Genomic DNA, 14,624 nt, shown 5'->3' on the forward strand with positions numbered 1-14,624 from the left:
ACACCTATCGCTTGGGCCGATAGTAGTGTGTGGCTTGTCCGCCGACGCCTTCGCCCGATTCCATGAGTGTTTCCGACAGCGTCGGGTGGGCGTGAATCGTCGCGGCAAGGTCCTCAGCGACGGCTCCCATTTCGACGGCGAGCGTGCCTTCGGCGATCAATTCGCCCGCGTTCGCACCGACGATTCCAACCCCGAGGATGCGGTCGGTTTCGGGGTCACAAACCAATTTGGTCAGTCCATCAATCCGATCAATCGTCTGGGCGCGTCCGCTCGCCGCCCACGGGAATTTCGACACCTTTACCTTACGGCCCGCGGCTTTTGCTTCGGCTTCGGTGATCCCGACCCAGGCGAGTTCGGGGTCGGTAAAGACCACGGCGGGGATGCCGACGTTATCGAACTCGGTGCTATGACCCAGCAGCGTCTCAACGGCAATCCGAGCTTCTCGCGTGGCTTTGTGGGCGAGCATCGGTTCGCCCGCGACGTCGCCAATCGCGAGGATATTCGGATCGCTGGTTCGCATGGCCTTATCGACCACGGCGAAGCCCTTGTCATCGGTCTCGACGCGCGTGTTTTCGAGGCCGATGCCCTTACTCGTCGGGCGGCGACCGATCGCGATTAAAACGCGATCGAAGACCTGCTCTGCATCAGCTCCCTTGTCGACAGCTTCACCGGAGAAGGTCGCTTTAATGCCGTCTTTCGTCGCTTCAAGCGACTCGACTTTCGTGTTTAAATTAATCGCCGCGAATTCCTTCGCGAGCTTCTGTTGTAATGGCTTGACGAGATCGCGATCGGCGCCGGGCAGCAGTCCGTCGGTCATTTCGACCACCGATACTTCCGACCCCAGGGCTCCGTAAACGCTTCCCATCTCGAGGCCGATGTAACCACCACCAACAACGAGGAGCTTCGCTGGAACATCCTTTAGCTCCAGCGCCCCGGTCGAGTTCATGACTCGTTCGTCGCCGATGTCAAAGAACGACGGCATCGCGGGGACACTGCCGGTCGCGAGAATGCACTTCTTGAATTTGAGTGTCTCGTTGGAGCCGTCCGGTTTGGTCAGGCTGAGCGTGTTCGAATCGACAAAGGTGCCGCGGGCCTGAATAATCTCGACGCCCCGTCCTTTGCCGAGCTGACTAATGCCGCCGGTCAGTTGATCGACGACGCCCGTTTTGAAGCCGCGGAGCCGGTCGAGATCGATCTTCGGCTCGCCGAAGGTCAGGCCCCACTGCTTCGCTTCTTCGGCTTCGTGGATCAGCTTGGCGACGTGCAGCAACGTCTTCGAAGGGATACAGCCGACGCGGAGGCAGGTGCCGCCCGGTTGGATGTTTTCATCGACCATAACCACCTTCAGCCCGTGGTCGGCGGCATCAAAGGCAGCCGGATATCCTCCGGGACCGCCTCCCAGCACGACGAGGTCGACGGCATCTGAATCAACTTCGGTTTCCGATGACGGCTGCGGTGCGGGTTTCTGTCCCGACTTTGATTCGGCCTGTGCTTGCCCGCTCGTATCGGCCGATGAATCTCCGCCATCCTCTGATTCACCTTCGCCACCTTCGACGGTGATGAGGACGTCGCCGACCTTGACGGTGTCACCTTCACTGACATGAATTTTCGAGATCGTCCCTCCGAAAGGGCACTCGACCGGGGCGACCGCTTTTTCGGTCTCGACCTCCATGATCGTCTGCTCGGGACTGATGGTGTCCCCCTCGGCGACCATGATTTCGGAGATGTCCGCTTCTTCGACACCTTCGGAGACCTGCGGTAACTTGAACTCCTGAGCCATCTTCAAAACCTTCCGCCCATCCGGGGGTTTGTGCCTCCGGCAGGGATGCCTTGCTGGATCGTACGGTGGTTGCGCTTTTTACAGTGCAATCATAAAGGTGCGCGTTTCGGAACCATAGTGAGCACGAAGGACGCAGATGAACGACCATTCGCCGGGTGGGGAACTTCCCGATTCGAAAGCCCGCCTCGCCGAGGTCGAGTCGCTCCTGATGCACACGCAGCACGAGTTGGAACAGCTCGGCGAGGTCCTGCTGAAGCAAATGAGACAGCTCGAGACGATCGAGCGAAAACTCAACAAATTTGAGAATCGCGTCGAAAAGCTGGAGGACGACCCTGAAAATCGCGACCCGACCGCTGAGAAGCCGCCGCACTATTGATACAGATTCACTGAGAGAATTCTGTGAATCACGCGACGAGTCTCGGCAATCGCTCTCAGCGAATCGCGGTGTCGGTCCCAGCCGAGTCGGCGAACGTCTTTCGAAGCGGCGTCGCATCAGCCGGCAGCGTCGGGCCGTCTTCGGTGCCGTAGAGCCGAAATAGCTTGTAGTGGCGACTTTCGCCCGCTCCGAGCGGAACGTTGATTTCGCCAAGTTCACGCCAGGCGAGGGCATCATCCATCAGATGTTGCCCCGGCCCGCTGACTGCGGGGGTAATGACGTAGGCACCGGTCCGCCCGATCTCCGCCGGGTCGGGCCACAGGTCGTACTGGCTGATGATTCGGCCGGTCGGATTGTCGCAATCGACGAGCGGTTGGTCGGCGAGATAGAACGCGACGGGGCTCGCCGGCGTGCGATTCTCGGTGAAGATGACCGGGACCTCTCTTACCCGTTCATCGTCGGCCCATAATTGATCGATCGCTGCGGCGGTTTCCCGCCAACCGCGGAGTCGGATCGTCGGGTCGAGACCTGTTCCCGCAATGCCGGTGGCTGTTACAGCAAACGGAGTCGCATACGTGAGCAATGAGGCCGCGATGCCGGTCGCAATCGCAGCACGTCGCCACAGCATCTGACTGCCGAAGCGGTCCCAGACTTTCCACTCGGCTCCGACCTTCGAGCATAGGCAGGCTGCGACCAGAATCACCCCGGTCGCGTAAAACGGGGCCGGCCAGTTCGGTTGGACCCGCTGCAGCCAGCTCAAACCGAATACCCCAATCAACGGAACGATGCTGAAGGCGACGAGAAATCGTTCCCGTCGGCCCAACGATCGAAACGCCAGCAGGCAACCAATCCCGGCCGTCAGAAAGGTTCCGTACGTCACCGGCGACAGCACGCCGAACTGGCTGGCGAAGTATTCGAGTGCCCGAGCCATTCGCAGCGACAGTGGCGTCACTTCGGTCTTGGAGCCGAAATGCTCACTGGTATGTTGAAACGTGATCCAATCGTGCCGACTGTTCCACTCCAAGACCGGAAGCAGAAACAGCATCGCGACGATCGGCACAAGCCACGTCGAAGCGTGCCTGAGTTGCTTCCACTCGGACTTTGACGAAATGAGGAAAAGTCCCGTCAGCGGAATCACTCCCAGCATCGTTTGCTTCGAGAGGACGCCGAGCCCGATCGCCAGCGTTGCGGCGATCGCCCAATAGTTTCTTTGCGGGCCGCCCTCGAGCATTCGCCACAGGGAATACACCGCCGCGCCCCAAAAGAACATCAGCGGGGCGTCGATGGTCATTAGCAGACTCATCACGACATTGCCGGGGCAGGCGGCCGCGAGCAGCGTCGCGAAGAACCCGGTGCGGGCATCGAACATTCGTCGCGACAACAGGAAGGCGAACACAAGCCCGCCAGTGCCCAGCAATACTGCTGGAAGCCGCACCGCGAATGTCGTGTCGCCGAACAAGCCGGTCGAAGCCGCGATGATCCAGGCGATCATCGGTGGTTTGCTGTAATAACCCCAATCGAGGTGCCGCGACCAATCCCAGTAGTAGGCCTCATCCGTCACCAAATCGAGCGGAACGACCGCCGCGTAGACGACGCGAACGACGGCCAGCCCGGCGATCAAGCCGAACGCGGCGCGCGTCCACACAAGCGTTTCAGAAGTGATGCCTGAATTCGGAGCTGATTCAGGCAACTGAGAACTGCTGCCGGTGGTCATCGCTGGCGCATCCATCTTGGCACATCTCCGTCGCAAATCGGATCCCGATCCATCGGGCTACTCGACGGAAAGCTAGCAAAAGCCCCTACTGGGACGAAGATGAGTTCCGCGGGCGGGCTGCGCTCGCGGGTGAGAGTTTAGAGGCGAGAGGTGAGACATGTTTGATGGCGGGGTCCTGACCTGTTTGTCCCATAACTCTCAACCATTCGGATGCGGCTGCGCAACCGTCTCTGTTGGGGTAGAGGAACATACGGTGCGCACCGCCTCTGTTCGTCCCGCCGGTGGGGGTCGTTGAAAGACGGTCGTTCCCATGCGGCGGATGTTGCCGCGGCAAAGCTGCGGACACGTGTCCGATTTTTTGAAGCTTTTAGCTGTCAACGTTTAGCTGTCAGCGAAAAAGAAAGAAGAACGGGCGGCCCGGCCGAGGTCGGCCGGGTGCCGTCAGGCACAAGACGTCTGTCGAGAATGTCACGAAAGAGCGGGAGGCCGACTACTTCAGCGAGAGTCTTTCGAAAGTCATCTTGTCGCTGCGCGACCCGGCCAAAATTGGCCGGGCTACCCGCTTCAAGAATTCCTGCCATGTGCGAGGATGATGAGAACTATCGCGACCGGTTGCGCGATGAATAGAAGTAAAAACATGCCGGCAAGCGTCGCTTGCCACCAAGGAAGTGGGGCCACATTTCGCCCTGCTTGGGCAGGTGGCAGCATAGCAACCGCGATGGAACTACGAAGCATCCCTAGTAGCATCCATCGGACCGGTCGGCGTCGGCGAATCGATCTTAAAAACACCTTCGCAGGCCCTCTTTTTAACCACCATCAAGACCAATCAGCTCGCAAAACTCTTCTTCCTTCAACACTTTCACCCCAAGTTCGTTGGCCTTGGTCAGCTTACTCCCGGCATCTGTTCCTGCGACGACGTAGTCGGTTTTCTTCGAAACGCTGCTTGATGACTTGCCACCGTGATCGCGGATCAGTTCCTTGATCTCGTCACGCGTGAAGCGTTCGAGGCTGCCGGTGGCGACGACTGTTTTGCCGGCGAGGGGTCCGGTGCTGCGGTCGGGTCGCTGCTTGACCGGTTGGCCGAAATCGAGGCCGAGGTCGCGGAACTCTTCGATCAGTTTTCGATTTCGCTCGGCTTCGAAAAAGTCGTGCACCGAGCGGGCGATGACATCGCCGATTTCCGGAATCGCGGCCAGCGACTCGGTCGACTGTTTCATGATCTCGTCCAGCGTCCCGAGTTCCTCGGCCAGGACGCGGGCATTGCTTTGACCGACATGCCGAATGTTCAGACCGGTCAGCAGCCGCCACATTGGACGCGACTTCGACTTTTCGACCGAACCAATCAACTTATCGACCGACTTCTCGCCCATCCGCTCAAGATTCAAGAGATCGTCGCGGCGGTCTTTGAGGCGGTACAGGTCGGGCAGCGACTTGACGAGGTCGTTGGCGATGAGCTGGTCGATCAATTTTTCGCCAAGGCCGTCGATGTCCATCGCCGTCCGCGAGGCGAAAAACTCAAGCGACCCTTTCAGCCGGGCGGGGCAGTTCGGGTTGGGGCAACGGAAGTCGACTTCCCCGTCATCTCGTTGCAGCTTCGTATCGCAAACCGGGCAGTTCGCGGGGAAGCGGATCGCCTTGGCGTTCTTCTTTCGCTTCTCTTTGGCGACCCGCAGGACGTGCGGAATAATTTTACCGGCTTTCTCAACCACGACCTCGTCGCCTTCGTGCAAATCAAGCCGCGCGATCTCATCGGCATTGTGCAGGCTGGCCCGGGAAACGGTCGTGCCGGCGATCTCGACGGGTGCAAGAAACGCAACTGGTGTCACACGTCCGGTCTTGCCGACCTGAAATTGCACGTCCTCGAGCGTGGTCGTTGCCTCGTACTTTTCCCACTTGTAGGCGACCAACCAGCGCGGGCTTTTCGACGTATTGCCAAGCGTGCGGCGTTGGTCGAAGCGATCCACTTTGAGAACCAATCCGTCGACTTCGAAGTCGAGCGACGGAATCTCCTCGATCATTTCTTCGATCTTCGATTGAGCCTCTTCAAGTGTCTTTGCGTGACGGACCTGCGGTGTGGCCACCACGCCGAACGCTTTGAGTTTCTCCAGAAAGACTTGGTGCGATTTGAAATCGATGCCCTCGTACGCCCCGATACCGTGGGCGAAGAATCGAAGCTTGCGCTCCGCACAGACTTTGGGATCGAGCAGCTTGATTGAGCCCGCAGTCAAATTCCGGGGGTTGGCGTAAACCGTTTCGCCGCGCTTCTCCTGCTCAGCACGGAGGTCGGCGAAGTCGGAATTGGGGATGTAAGCCTCGCCGCGAATTTCGATCAATTCGGGCAGGTCGGCTGATTGCAGATTGATTGACTGCAGCTTGAGAGGCAAATCGCGGATCGTGCGGGCATTGTGCGTGACGTCGTCCCCCCGCTGCCCGTCGCCCCGCGTCACGGCGGTCGCCAATGTTCCGTTTTCATAGACGACCGCGAGGGCGACGCCGTCGATTTTGTATTCGATGGTGTAGGTGAAGTCGGCCCCGTCGAGGCCGCGGCGGACGCGGTCATCGAAATCGGCCAGCCTGTTGAGATCGAACACGTTGTCGATCGACAGCATCGGCACGCGATGCTCGACGGTTTGAAATTCGTCGATCGGCTCACCGCCGACGCGATGCGAGGGGCTGTTCGGATCGTCGTATTCGGGGTGCTCCTGCTCCAGATCGATCAGCCGCTGCATCTGGCGATCGAACTCGCGGTCGGAAATCTCCGGTTGTGCTTTGGAGTAGTAGAGGTGGTTGTGGTGCTCGATCTTTCGACGGAGCTCTTCAATTTCCTGACGAACGGTCTCGGACATGGATGCTGGCGTCTCGGTGATACGAATTGCTTCGCCGTATGTTCCGAAAGCCGCTGCCCGGTTGCGAGCGTTCACATGTCCTCTGCAGCAATTTTGCGAAATCGTTTGAATTGATTCGCTCACAACGAAAACAGCCCGGTGACCTTGTGGGTCGCCGGGCTGCGTTCAGCGATTCGTTATAGTGCGGGCGGTTGGACCGACCGCAAAGCTCGATTAGGCTTCCGGCGGTGCGGGGGCTTCTTCGGCTTCTTCTTCGACTTCCATCGGTTCCGGGCTGTAGCTCGGAGCCGAGGTCGTGTAGCTCACGCTGGAAGCGCAGCTGGTGCAGGTCGGTGCAGCTTCACCGCAGCTTGAGCAGGTCGGTTCCGGCTCGCAGCAAGTCGGGGTCGGCTCGCAGCAGGTCGGTTCCGGCTCACAGCAAGCAGGGGCCGGGCTGTGATAAACCGGAGCGCAGCTCACGTGCACTGGGGCACATGTCGGTGCACAGGTTTCGACACAGCAGCTCGGCTCGTCCTTGCAGAATTTGCTGAACTTGCTGAACAGGCTGAACCCGCCGCAGGAACCGCATGACTTCGAGAAGAACGGCAGCGTTGCTTCGGCCTGCTTCGGCTGCATGGCGGTGCCAAGCAGGGCAAAACAGAAACCACTAGCGGCGACAAGCGCCAAAAACTTACGACTCATTGCATCTCCTTCAATGTTGTGTGCACATTCGTCCCAGCGACCCGGTGCGGGGGACGGCTCGCGCGGCACTTTAGGTAAACCACGCAGACAAGAGGTTTACGATTGTGAGAGCTATAGTCAATCACAATTGAAACGACTTTGTCGATTCTTCCGAATTGGAAACCCCCTTTGCTAACTTCTCCGGTGGACTCATAAGGGGACTTCCCCAGAGAATCCACTGATCAATCAGTATTTATCGATGTGTTATCGAGTTATGCCCGGACCAATTACATCTCCCGTTCCATCACGTTGGTCGATCCGAAATGGGTCGCTCGAACTTGATTCTGCCCCGCTATTGATGGGGATTCTGAACGTCACTCCCGACAGTTTTTCGGATGGCGGCCGGTTTGACACAGAATCTCGGGCCGTCGATCACGCACTGCAACTCGTGGCGGACGGTGCCGCGATTCTTGACATCGGAGGCGAATCGACGCGTCCGGGGGCGGATGTGGTCGATGTCAACGAAGAATTGAGTCGAGTGATTCCCGCAATTTCGTCGATCTCGGCGGCGACAGACGTTCCGATTTCAATCGACACGACCAAAGCGAGCGTCGCGAGCGAAGCCGTTGCCGCGGGGGCACGGATCGTCAACGACGTATCGGGGCTGACGTTCGATCCGCTGATGCCGGAGGTGTGCGCCGAACACAAAGTCGGTGTCGTCTGCATGCATATCAAAGGAACGCCGCAAACGATGCAGGATGATCCGCGCTACGACAATGTCGTGGCCGAGGTCGGCCAATTTTTGTCTGCGCGGATCGCCGCACTGCGATCGGCTGGGATTGCGGAAAGCCATATTTGCATCGATCCGGGAATCGGATTCGGCAAAACGGCCCGCCATAATCTCGAGTTGCTCAGCAACATCGACGCCCTGCGACGACTCGGCCGACCCGTTCTGATCGGCCATTCCCGCAAGCGATTTCTCAAGCGATTGCTGGGCCGCGAGGTCGAAGAGCGAACCGCAGGGACGATCGGTGTGTCGATCGCATTGGCGTCGCAAGGTGTCGACATTTTGCGCGTCCACGACGTCGGCGCGGTTCGCGACGCTCTGACCGCATGGCGATGCGTGACCGAGCCGGGAGACCTCCTGCGGACGATCGATTGAGAATCGTCCGCTTCCATAGGCCGGACACCTTGAAGCGGAGGCGGCACTTGCGATACAGTCCCGCCTCACACTGCTCCCCCGTAGTGTAATGGTAGCACAAGTGATTTTGGTTCACTTAGTCGAGGTTCGAGTCCTCGCGGGGGATTCGCCTCAGGCGAATTTATGCCTGCGGCAGCGTCGTCACGACGCGATGTGCCTGCGGCAGCTAAGCCGGAGGCATGCCTCCAGGAATTTTTCGTAGCACAAAGTAAACCCCCAAGCCGACGGCATGCCGTCGGCTTGGGGGTTTTTGATTCGCCTACCAAAATGGGCGGGGGGAGAATCGAACTCCCGACACCAGGATTTTCAATCCTGTGCTCTACCAACTGAGCTACCCGCCCTCAGGTCGCCGATCGCAACGTCGCGATCAAGCGAGCAGCGGAGAATAGGGCAATCACCCGATCCATGCAACGGATCGGCGCGAGGGAACGGGGGAAGTTTCGACCGCTGACCTTGCGACACGGCTTCGGCAACGGCGGTTCGGTGGCCAAGGGTGATCTTAACGGGCTGAGTCGCTACGCTCGCCCTGTTCTTTTGGCGTCCTGCCTTCCTGATTTCAGCCGCTCGCGACTATTTCATGTCTTCACCGACCGAAATACCGAAGCACGCTCGTCGCTGGCAGCTTGGGGCATTGGTGGCGTTTCTTGTCGTCCTCTTGTCGCCGTGGCCAGCCGATCTTCCCGATCCGGCAAGACGCTGCGCGGCGGTGACGGCTGCAATGGGTGTGCTGTGGATGACACAGGCGCTGCCGATTGCCGTGACGAGCTTGATCCCTCTCGTGGCATTCCCGTTGATGGCGATTGTGGGAGCCCGCGACATCAGTCGGGCCTACATGAGCAACAGTATCATGCTGTTTCTCGGCGGGATGGTCATCGCTCTCGGGATTGAGCGATGGAATCTGCATCGACGTATTGCTTTGCATGTCTGCCGCGCCGTTGGCGTCGGGCCGCGGCGAATTGTGCTGGGCTTCATGCTCGCGACGGCCTTCCTATCGATGTGGATATCGAATACCGCCACGACGCTGCTCATGCTGCCGATCGCGCTCGCCCTGCTTTCGACACTGACCGAGCTGCGCGGTGATGCCGCGGACGAAGGGGAAGGGCGGCGATTCGACACGGACATGGGCTTCGCCCTGCTGCTCGGTATTGCCTACGCGGCGAGCATCGGCGGCGTGACGACGTTGGTGGGGACGCCGACCAATCTGATTTACACGCAGACTTTCAGCGACCAATTTCCCGACGGCCCGGCGGTGTCGGCCGGGCAGTGGATCGTCAGTTTCCTGCCGGTCGGCGTCGTGCTGCTGGCGACGGCTTGGACGGTCCTGACCTGGCGCCTGCGGGAACCGCCCTCGGCGGAGTCGCTCGACGCCTCGTTCTTCACCGATCGCATTCGTGATCTCGGTAAGCCGACTCGGGCGGAATGGTTAATGACCGCCGTCTTTGCGGCGACTGCGGGGCTTTGGATCTTGCGGACGCCGCTCGACTTCGGATTCGGGCCGGTCACGTTCGGGTGGGGAGATGCGCTGGCCGATTTGCTCATTGCCGCGGGAATCGATGAGGGGCGGGCGCGGGGAGCCGTCGACGATTCGACGGTCGCCATCACGATGACCGTATTGATGTTCCTGATTCCCGCCTCCAAAGATGCCGACGGCGAGACGAACATGCTGATGGACTGGCCGACGGCGCGGAAGCTGCCGTGGGCGATTCTGCTACTGTTTGGAGGGGCCTTCGCACTAAAGAACGGCTTCGAAGCGTCAGGGCTGTCGCAGTACATCGGCGGCCAGTTCGTGGGACTCGCCGGACTGCCGATCTGGGTCGTCGTCGCGGTGACCTGCTTTGCGTTGACGTTTCTGACGGAGTTCAATCAGAACGTCGCGACCTGCGCGATCATCCTGCCGGTGCTTGCTGCCGCTTCGCCTCAACTGGGGATCGACCCGCGCCTGATTATGATCCCGGCGGCCGTCTCAGCCAGTTGTGCCTTCATGTTGCCGATCGCGACCGCTCCCAACGCGATCGCGTTTTCGTCCGGAAAAATTGATGCCGCAAAGATGGCCCGCACCGGCCTGTGGCTCAATCTGGCCGGGGTCGTCGTGATTACCGCAACCACACTGCTGTGGCTCAAGCCGCAGTTGGGGCTGTCGGCCACGCAGGTGCCTGACTGGGCCATCACCGCTCCAGCCGATGCCGCCTCAACCGATTGAGGCTGCGTTGCCAAATTCCCGGTCGAATCGATAATCGATCGAAAACTCCCTCTGAGCAGGAACGCGATGCCCGACTCCGTTACCTACAAATCGGCCGGCGTCGATCTCGACGTCTACGCCGAGTCGATGCGGCGATTGCCCGAACTCGTCGCGCGGACGAAACGGCCCGGGATGATGGACTTGCCCGGCGGGTTTGCAGGGCTGTTCCGGCTGATGGACGCGGGCAAGTTCGAAGACCCTGTTCTTGTCTCGGGCACCGACGGCGTCGGGACGAAGCTCAAAGTCGCGCAGGCTTGCGGGCGGTTTGATACGGTCGGAATCGATCTCGTCGCGATGTGCGTCAACGACGTGCTGTGCCTTGGGGCGGAGCCGCTGTTCTTTCTCGACTATCTCGCGATGGGACGCGACGAGCCGGATAAAGTCGCGGCCTTGGTCGCCGGGGTGAGTGAAGGCTGCGTGCGTGCGGGCTGCGGGCTGATCGGCGGCGAGACGGCAATCATGCCCGACGTCTACGCGGGCGATGAGTTCGACATGGCGGGATTTTCCGTCGGAGTCGTCGATCGCTCCAAGCTGATCGATGGTTCGAAGATCGAGCCCGGGGATGTGGTCGTGGGGTTGCCGTCGAGCGGCTTTCATTCGAACGGATACAGCCTCATTCGCAAAGTCGTCTTTGACCACGCGGGCATGTCGGCGGGCGATCGAATCGACGAACTCGGTCGCTCGGTGGGCGAGTTGCTGATCGAGCCGACTCGAATTTATGCCGAGGAAGTGCGCAACCTACTCGCCTCCGATGTCGGGCCGCACGTGCGCGGCCTCTGTCACATCACCGGTGGCGGACTCGTTGAGAACATCGAGCGAATTCTACCGCAGGGCTGTGGATTGGAAGTCGAGCCGCGGCCATTGCCACCGGAGTTTGAATGGCTCCGCAAACTCGGGGACATCGCCGACGACGAGATGCGGCGGGTATTCAACTGCGGGATCGGTTTCGTGTTCGTAGTGCCGGATGAATTCGCCGATCAGATTCCCGGCGGGTTTCAAGTGGGACGGATTCGCGCAAAGTGAAAGTGGGCGAGAATCGCTCTGATACACGCCACGTTCGATGTGGGAACGCCGCACAAGCCCGCAGCGCAAGTAAGGGAACTCAATGAAAAGGTAGCCATTCGCGCAAAATCCCTCGCTCGCGCGTCGGGCTTGTATTGTTTTGCTTTGCTCTCGCCACTCGCCTCTTGCCCCTCGACAAATATGATCGCCACACAAGCCCGCAGCGCGAGCAAGGGATTTTAATGAAAAGGTAGCCATTCCCGCGGAGTCCCTCGCTCGCGCTTCGGGCTTGTTTCGCTTTGCTCTCGCCACTCGACTCTTGACCCTTGACTCTTTTTCAGCGGGCTGACGCCTGAAAATCGACTGATGAAGCAATCTGTTGTCGAACGCCCGAATTATCTGAGCGTCTGGCTGACGTTCCTGCGGAACTCGGCCGTGCGCGAGATGACGTTCCGCAGCAACTTCATCATTACAGTGCTGACGCGGGCGTTTTATTTCGCGGCGCAGCTCACACTGTTCGAGATCATCTACCGCAACGTGCCGACGATCGCCGATTGGTCGCGGGCGGAGTACTTCGGCTTCATGGCGACGGGCATGCTGATCAATGCGCTCGTCGAGACATTCTTCATGCCGAATTGTGCGAACTTCAGCGAGTTGATTCGCAAGGGCGACCTCGACTTCGTCCTGACGAAACCGATCGACACGCAGTTTTTGGTCTCATTCGAGAAGGTCGAAATCGCGATGCTCAATCAAGTGCTGCTGTCGGTGGCGCTGCTCGGCTATGCGATCAATGACCTCGGGCAGTGGGACCTCTTCTGGACCGCGGACGGGCTGTTGCGGATCGCCCTCTACATCCTGCTCGTCGGCTGCGGGGTGACGCTGTTTTATAGCTTGATGATTTCACTCGCTGCGACGAGTGTGTGGTTCGGGCGCAATCAGGGGCTTTACGACTTCTGGTTCTACGTAACGGTTTTCGCTCGCTACCCGCGGGATATTTATCAGGGAGGCCCGTTGGCGAGCATTCTGCTGGTCACGTTCAGCTACGTAATTCCAATCCTGCTCGCCGTCACGCTGCCGGCTCGCGTGCTGATGAAGTCGCTGGAGAGTTGGCCGTTCATCGGGATCAGTGTGCTCTCAGCGATCATCGGTGTAGCTGTGTCCCGAGCGATCTTCATCGGTTCGCTCAGAGGCTATCGCAGCGCGAGCTCGTAGGGCGGGCTGTGCCCGAGAGGCGTAGGGCGGGCTGTGCCCGCCGAGAAGCGAGAAGCGAGAAGCGGGGAACGAAAAGCCGAAGTGTCGGAGGCGAATTCGCTTTTTGAAACCAGTGAGCGACCGGTCGGCGGGCACAGCCCGCCCTACGTAATCGCTTCACGCTTCTCGTCCGTCGCTTCTCGTCGAAACTCTATTTTTTCTCGTCGTCGAAATCGTCGAAGGAGTCGAATTCGTCCTGGTCGCCTTCGGCGAACAGGTCGTCACCGGTTTCGAATTCCTCGGTGCTGGTGAATTCCTCGTTTTCGAAGTCGTCGTCCATTCCGAATTCTTCGGTGGAGCCGAACTCGTCATCCCCGTCGGTATCGAATTCAGCCGTCTCGCCGAATTCGTCACCTTCGATCATATCGGCTTCGAAATCGCTGTCGTCCCCATCGCCTTCGACGACCGAAGCGGGCAGGCCATCTTCGTCGACCCCTTCATCAGAAACGAATCCGTCGTCTTCGAACGATTCGTCGACGTCTTCCTCGTCGGCCCGGGGATTGGTCGATGGGCCGAGCAGAATGGCGACGGGCATAATCGCGACGACGACGCTGGCGAGCAGCGTCAGTGCGACCATGATCAGGAGCACCATCGGGAACTTCTCGAATCCGCCCAGCAAGGCCATCACCAGTAGGTAGGCCAAAAAGCCCGCGGGGACCGCGGCGAGCAGAGACGATACGGCGAAGGTCATTTTGTTCATTGGCGACGTTCCACCCGGCCGGCAACACTAAAGACACAAAACTCTCGGTCGGCGCTTTACGCAGATTTCATGACGACCGCCCCTAGTATGGAGCGGCCCGGAAGCTTCTGGCAACCACGCTCCTTGATCGACTCCTGTCATCGATGCAACCGTCCCCGAACGAACTGAATGATCGGATCATCCGCTGCAAACGGTGCCCCCGGTTGCGGGAGTACTGCCGCGAGGTCGCCCGGACCAAGCGTCGAGCCTACGCGGACGAGAGATATTGGGGGAAACCGGTCCCGAATTTCGGCGATTCGCAAGCGGATTTGCTGATCGTGGGCCTCGCGCCGGGGGCGCATGGCGCGAATCGAACGGGCCGGATGTTTACCGGCGATCGCAGCGGCGACTTTCTCTACGCCGCGTTGCACCGGGCCGGCTTCGCGTCGCAACCGGAAAGCACCGCGATCGATGACGGGCTTGAACTGAAAAACTGCGCCATCACAGCCGCGTGTAACTGTTCCCCGCCCCAGAATAAGCCGAGCCGGGATGAGCAAACCAATTGCAGCACGTGGCTCGTAGAGACTTTTGCTCAGGCCAATCCCAAAGTGGTGTTGTGCCTTGGCGCATTGGCGTGGAATGCCACGTTTGCCCTACTCAAAGAAAGTTATCGCGATAAAGGAGCACGACCGAAATTTGAACACGGACAGGTCTTCAATATCGCAGACGGTTTAACGATCATCGGCAGCTATCACGTGAGTCAGCAAAACACCTTCACCGGCAAGCTGACGGAGGCGATGTTCGACAACGTGCTCGCCGAATGCCGGAGTTTCATCGAGTCGACGCGGCGGTGACAGGCAGAGACGAAAACATCCA

Annotated in this window: 11 protein-coding genes and 2 tRNA genes; 7 read left to right on the forward strand and 6 right to left on the reverse strand. The window is 59.6% G+C overall.

Features of this window, described 5'->3' with window-relative positions:
• Positions 1-4: 4 nt before the first annotated feature.
• Positions 5-1,780 carry a dihydrolipoyl dehydrogenase gene (gene lpdA / locus Pan189_RS07335; protein WP_145363291.1) on the reverse strand — a complete coding sequence of 592 codons (1,776 nt, stop codon included), beginning with the start codon at positions 1,778-1,780 and terminating at the stop codon, positions 5-7.
• 136 nt (positions 1,781-1,916) lie between these two features.
• Between lpdA and Pan189_RS07340 the strand changes: the two genes are divergently transcribed.
• Positions 1,917-2,156, forward strand: coding sequence for a SlyX family protein (locus Pan189_RS07340; RefSeq protein ID WP_145363292.1), 240 nt, complete (start codon positions 1,917-1,919; stop codon positions 2,154-2,156).
• A 55-nt stretch (positions 2,157-2,211) separates the two neighbouring features.
• Here Pan189_RS07340 and Pan189_RS07345 read toward each other — a convergent pair whose 3' ends face one another.
• The 3 genes from Pan189_RS07345 to Pan189_RS07355 form a co-directional block, all read right to left on the reverse strand.
• Entirely contained in the window at positions 2,212-3,885 is a 1,674-nt protein-coding gene (locus Pan189_RS07345; protein ID WP_145363293.1) for an ArnT family glycosyltransferase, read from the reverse strand.
• A 791-nt stretch (positions 3,886-4,676) separates the two neighbouring features.
• A complete protein-coding gene (gene ligA, locus Pan189_RS07350) occupies positions 4,677-6,716 on the reverse strand; it encodes an NAD-dependent DNA ligase LigA (protein WP_145363294.1) in 2,040 nt (679 codons plus the stop codon).
• A gap of 213 nt (positions 6,717-6,929) precedes the next feature.
• Positions 6,930-7,397: a hypothetical protein gene (locus tag Pan189_RS07355; RefSeq protein ID WP_145363295.1), complete on the reverse strand. Its 468-nt coding sequence runs from the start codon at positions 7,395-7,397 to the stop codon at positions 6,930-6,932.
• A 253-nt stretch (positions 7,398-7,650) separates the two neighbouring features.
• Between Pan189_RS07355 and folP the strand changes: the two genes are divergently transcribed.
• Both folP and Pan189_RS07365 read left to right on the forward strand, forming a co-directional pair.
• Positions 7,651-8,538: a dihydropteroate synthase gene (gene folP, locus Pan189_RS07360; protein ID WP_310821212.1), complete on the forward strand. Its 888-nt coding sequence runs from the start codon at positions 7,651-7,653 to the stop codon at positions 8,536-8,538.
• Positions 8,539-8,612: 74 nt separating this feature from the next.
• Positions 8,613-8,683 (forward strand) — tRNA-Gln (locus tag Pan189_RS07365).
• A gap of 162 nt (positions 8,684-8,845) precedes the next feature.
• Here Pan189_RS07365 and Pan189_RS07370 read toward each other — a convergent pair.
• Positions 8,846-8,918 (reverse strand) — tRNA-Phe (locus Pan189_RS07370).
• A 236-nt stretch (positions 8,919-9,154) separates the two neighbouring features.
• Between Pan189_RS07370 and Pan189_RS07375 the strand changes: the two genes are divergently transcribed.
• From Pan189_RS07375 to Pan189_RS07385, 3 genes are all read left to right on the forward strand, one after another.
• Complete coding sequence (locus Pan189_RS07375) at positions 9,155-10,777, forward strand: SLC13 family permease (RefSeq protein WP_145363296.1); 1,623 nt, start codon at positions 9,155-9,157, stop codon at positions 10,775-10,777.
• Positions 10,778-10,843: 66 nt separating this feature from the next.
• Positions 10,844-11,839 carry a phosphoribosylformylglycinamidine cyclo-ligase gene (gene purM, locus Pan189_RS07380; RefSeq protein WP_145363297.1) on the forward strand — a complete coding sequence of 332 codons (996 nt, stop codon included), beginning with the start codon at positions 10,844-10,846 and terminating at the stop codon, positions 11,837-11,839.
• Between the two features lie 345 nt (positions 11,840-12,184).
• Positions 12,185-13,030 carry an ABC transporter permease gene (locus tag Pan189_RS07385; RefSeq protein WP_145363298.1) on the forward strand — a complete coding sequence of 282 codons (846 nt, stop codon included), beginning with the start codon at positions 12,185-12,187 and terminating at the stop codon, positions 13,028-13,030.
• 190 nt (positions 13,031-13,220) lie between these two features.
• Here the strand turns inward: Pan189_RS07385 and Pan189_RS07390 are convergent, their stop codons facing one another.
• On the reverse strand, positions 13,221-13,769 hold the full coding sequence (locus Pan189_RS07390; RefSeq protein WP_145363299.1) for a hypothetical protein: 549 nt from the start codon (positions 13,767-13,769) through the stop codon (positions 13,221-13,223).
• Between the two features lie 143 nt (positions 13,770-13,912).
• Here Pan189_RS07390 and Pan189_RS07395 point away from each other — a divergent pair, with 143 nt between their 5' ends.
• Positions 13,913-14,602 carry a uracil-DNA glycosylase gene (locus tag Pan189_RS07395; RefSeq protein ID WP_145363300.1) on the forward strand — a complete coding sequence of 230 codons (690 nt, stop codon included), beginning with the start codon at positions 13,913-13,915 and terminating at the stop codon, positions 14,600-14,602.
• Positions 14,603-14,624: the final 22 nt, after the last annotated feature.

The organism is Stratiformator vulcanicus (genome assembly GCF_007744515.1).
Lineage (GTDB): Bacteria > Planctomycetota > Planctomycetia > Planctomycetales > Planctomycetaceae > Stratiformator > Stratiformator vulcanicus.

Bases quoted from the DNA above. Each gene is read 5' to 3' on its own strand.
- Pan189_RS07390 (WP_145363299.1), bottom strand. From the start codon at position 13,769: ATGAACAAAATGACCTTCGCCGTATCGTCTCTGCTCGCCGCGGTCCCC.
- Pan189_RS07385 (WP_145363298.1), top strand. From the start codon at position 12,185: ATGAAGCAATCTGTTGTCGAACGCCCGAATTATCTGAGCGTCTGGCTG.
- folP (WP_310821212.1), top strand. From the start codon at position 7,651: ATGCCCGGACCAATTACATCTCCCGTTCCATCACGTTGGTCGATCCGA.
- ligA (WP_145363294.1), bottom strand. From the start codon at position 6,716: ATGTCCGAGACCGTTCGTCAGGAAATTGAAGAGCTCCGTCGAAAGATC.
- lpdA (WP_145363291.1), bottom strand. From the start codon at position 1,780: ATGGCTCAGGAGTTCAAGTTACCGCAGGTCTCCGAAGGTGTCGAAGAA.
- Pan189_RS07345 (WP_145363293.1), bottom strand. From the start codon at position 3,885: ATGGATGCGCCAGCGATGACCACCGGCAGCAGTTCTCAGTTGCCTGAA.
- purM (WP_145363297.1), top strand. From the start codon at position 10,844: ATGCCCGACTCCGTTACCTACAAATCGGCCGGCGTCGATCTCGACGTC.
- Pan189_RS07340 (WP_145363292.1), top strand. From the start codon at position 1,917: ATGAACGACCATTCGCCGGGTGGGGAACTTCCCGATTCGAAAGCCCGC.
- Pan189_RS07395 (WP_145363300.1), top strand. From the start codon at position 13,913: ATGCAACCGTCCCCGAACGAACTGAATGATCGGATCATCCGCTGCAAA.
- Pan189_RS07355 (WP_145363295.1), bottom strand. From the start codon at position 7,397: ATGAGTCGTAAGTTTTTGGCGCTTGTCGCCGCTAGTGGTTTCTGTTTT.
- Pan189_RS07375 (WP_145363296.1), top strand. From the start codon at position 9,155: ATGTCTTCACCGACCGAAATACCGAAGCACGCTCGTCGCTGGCAGCTT.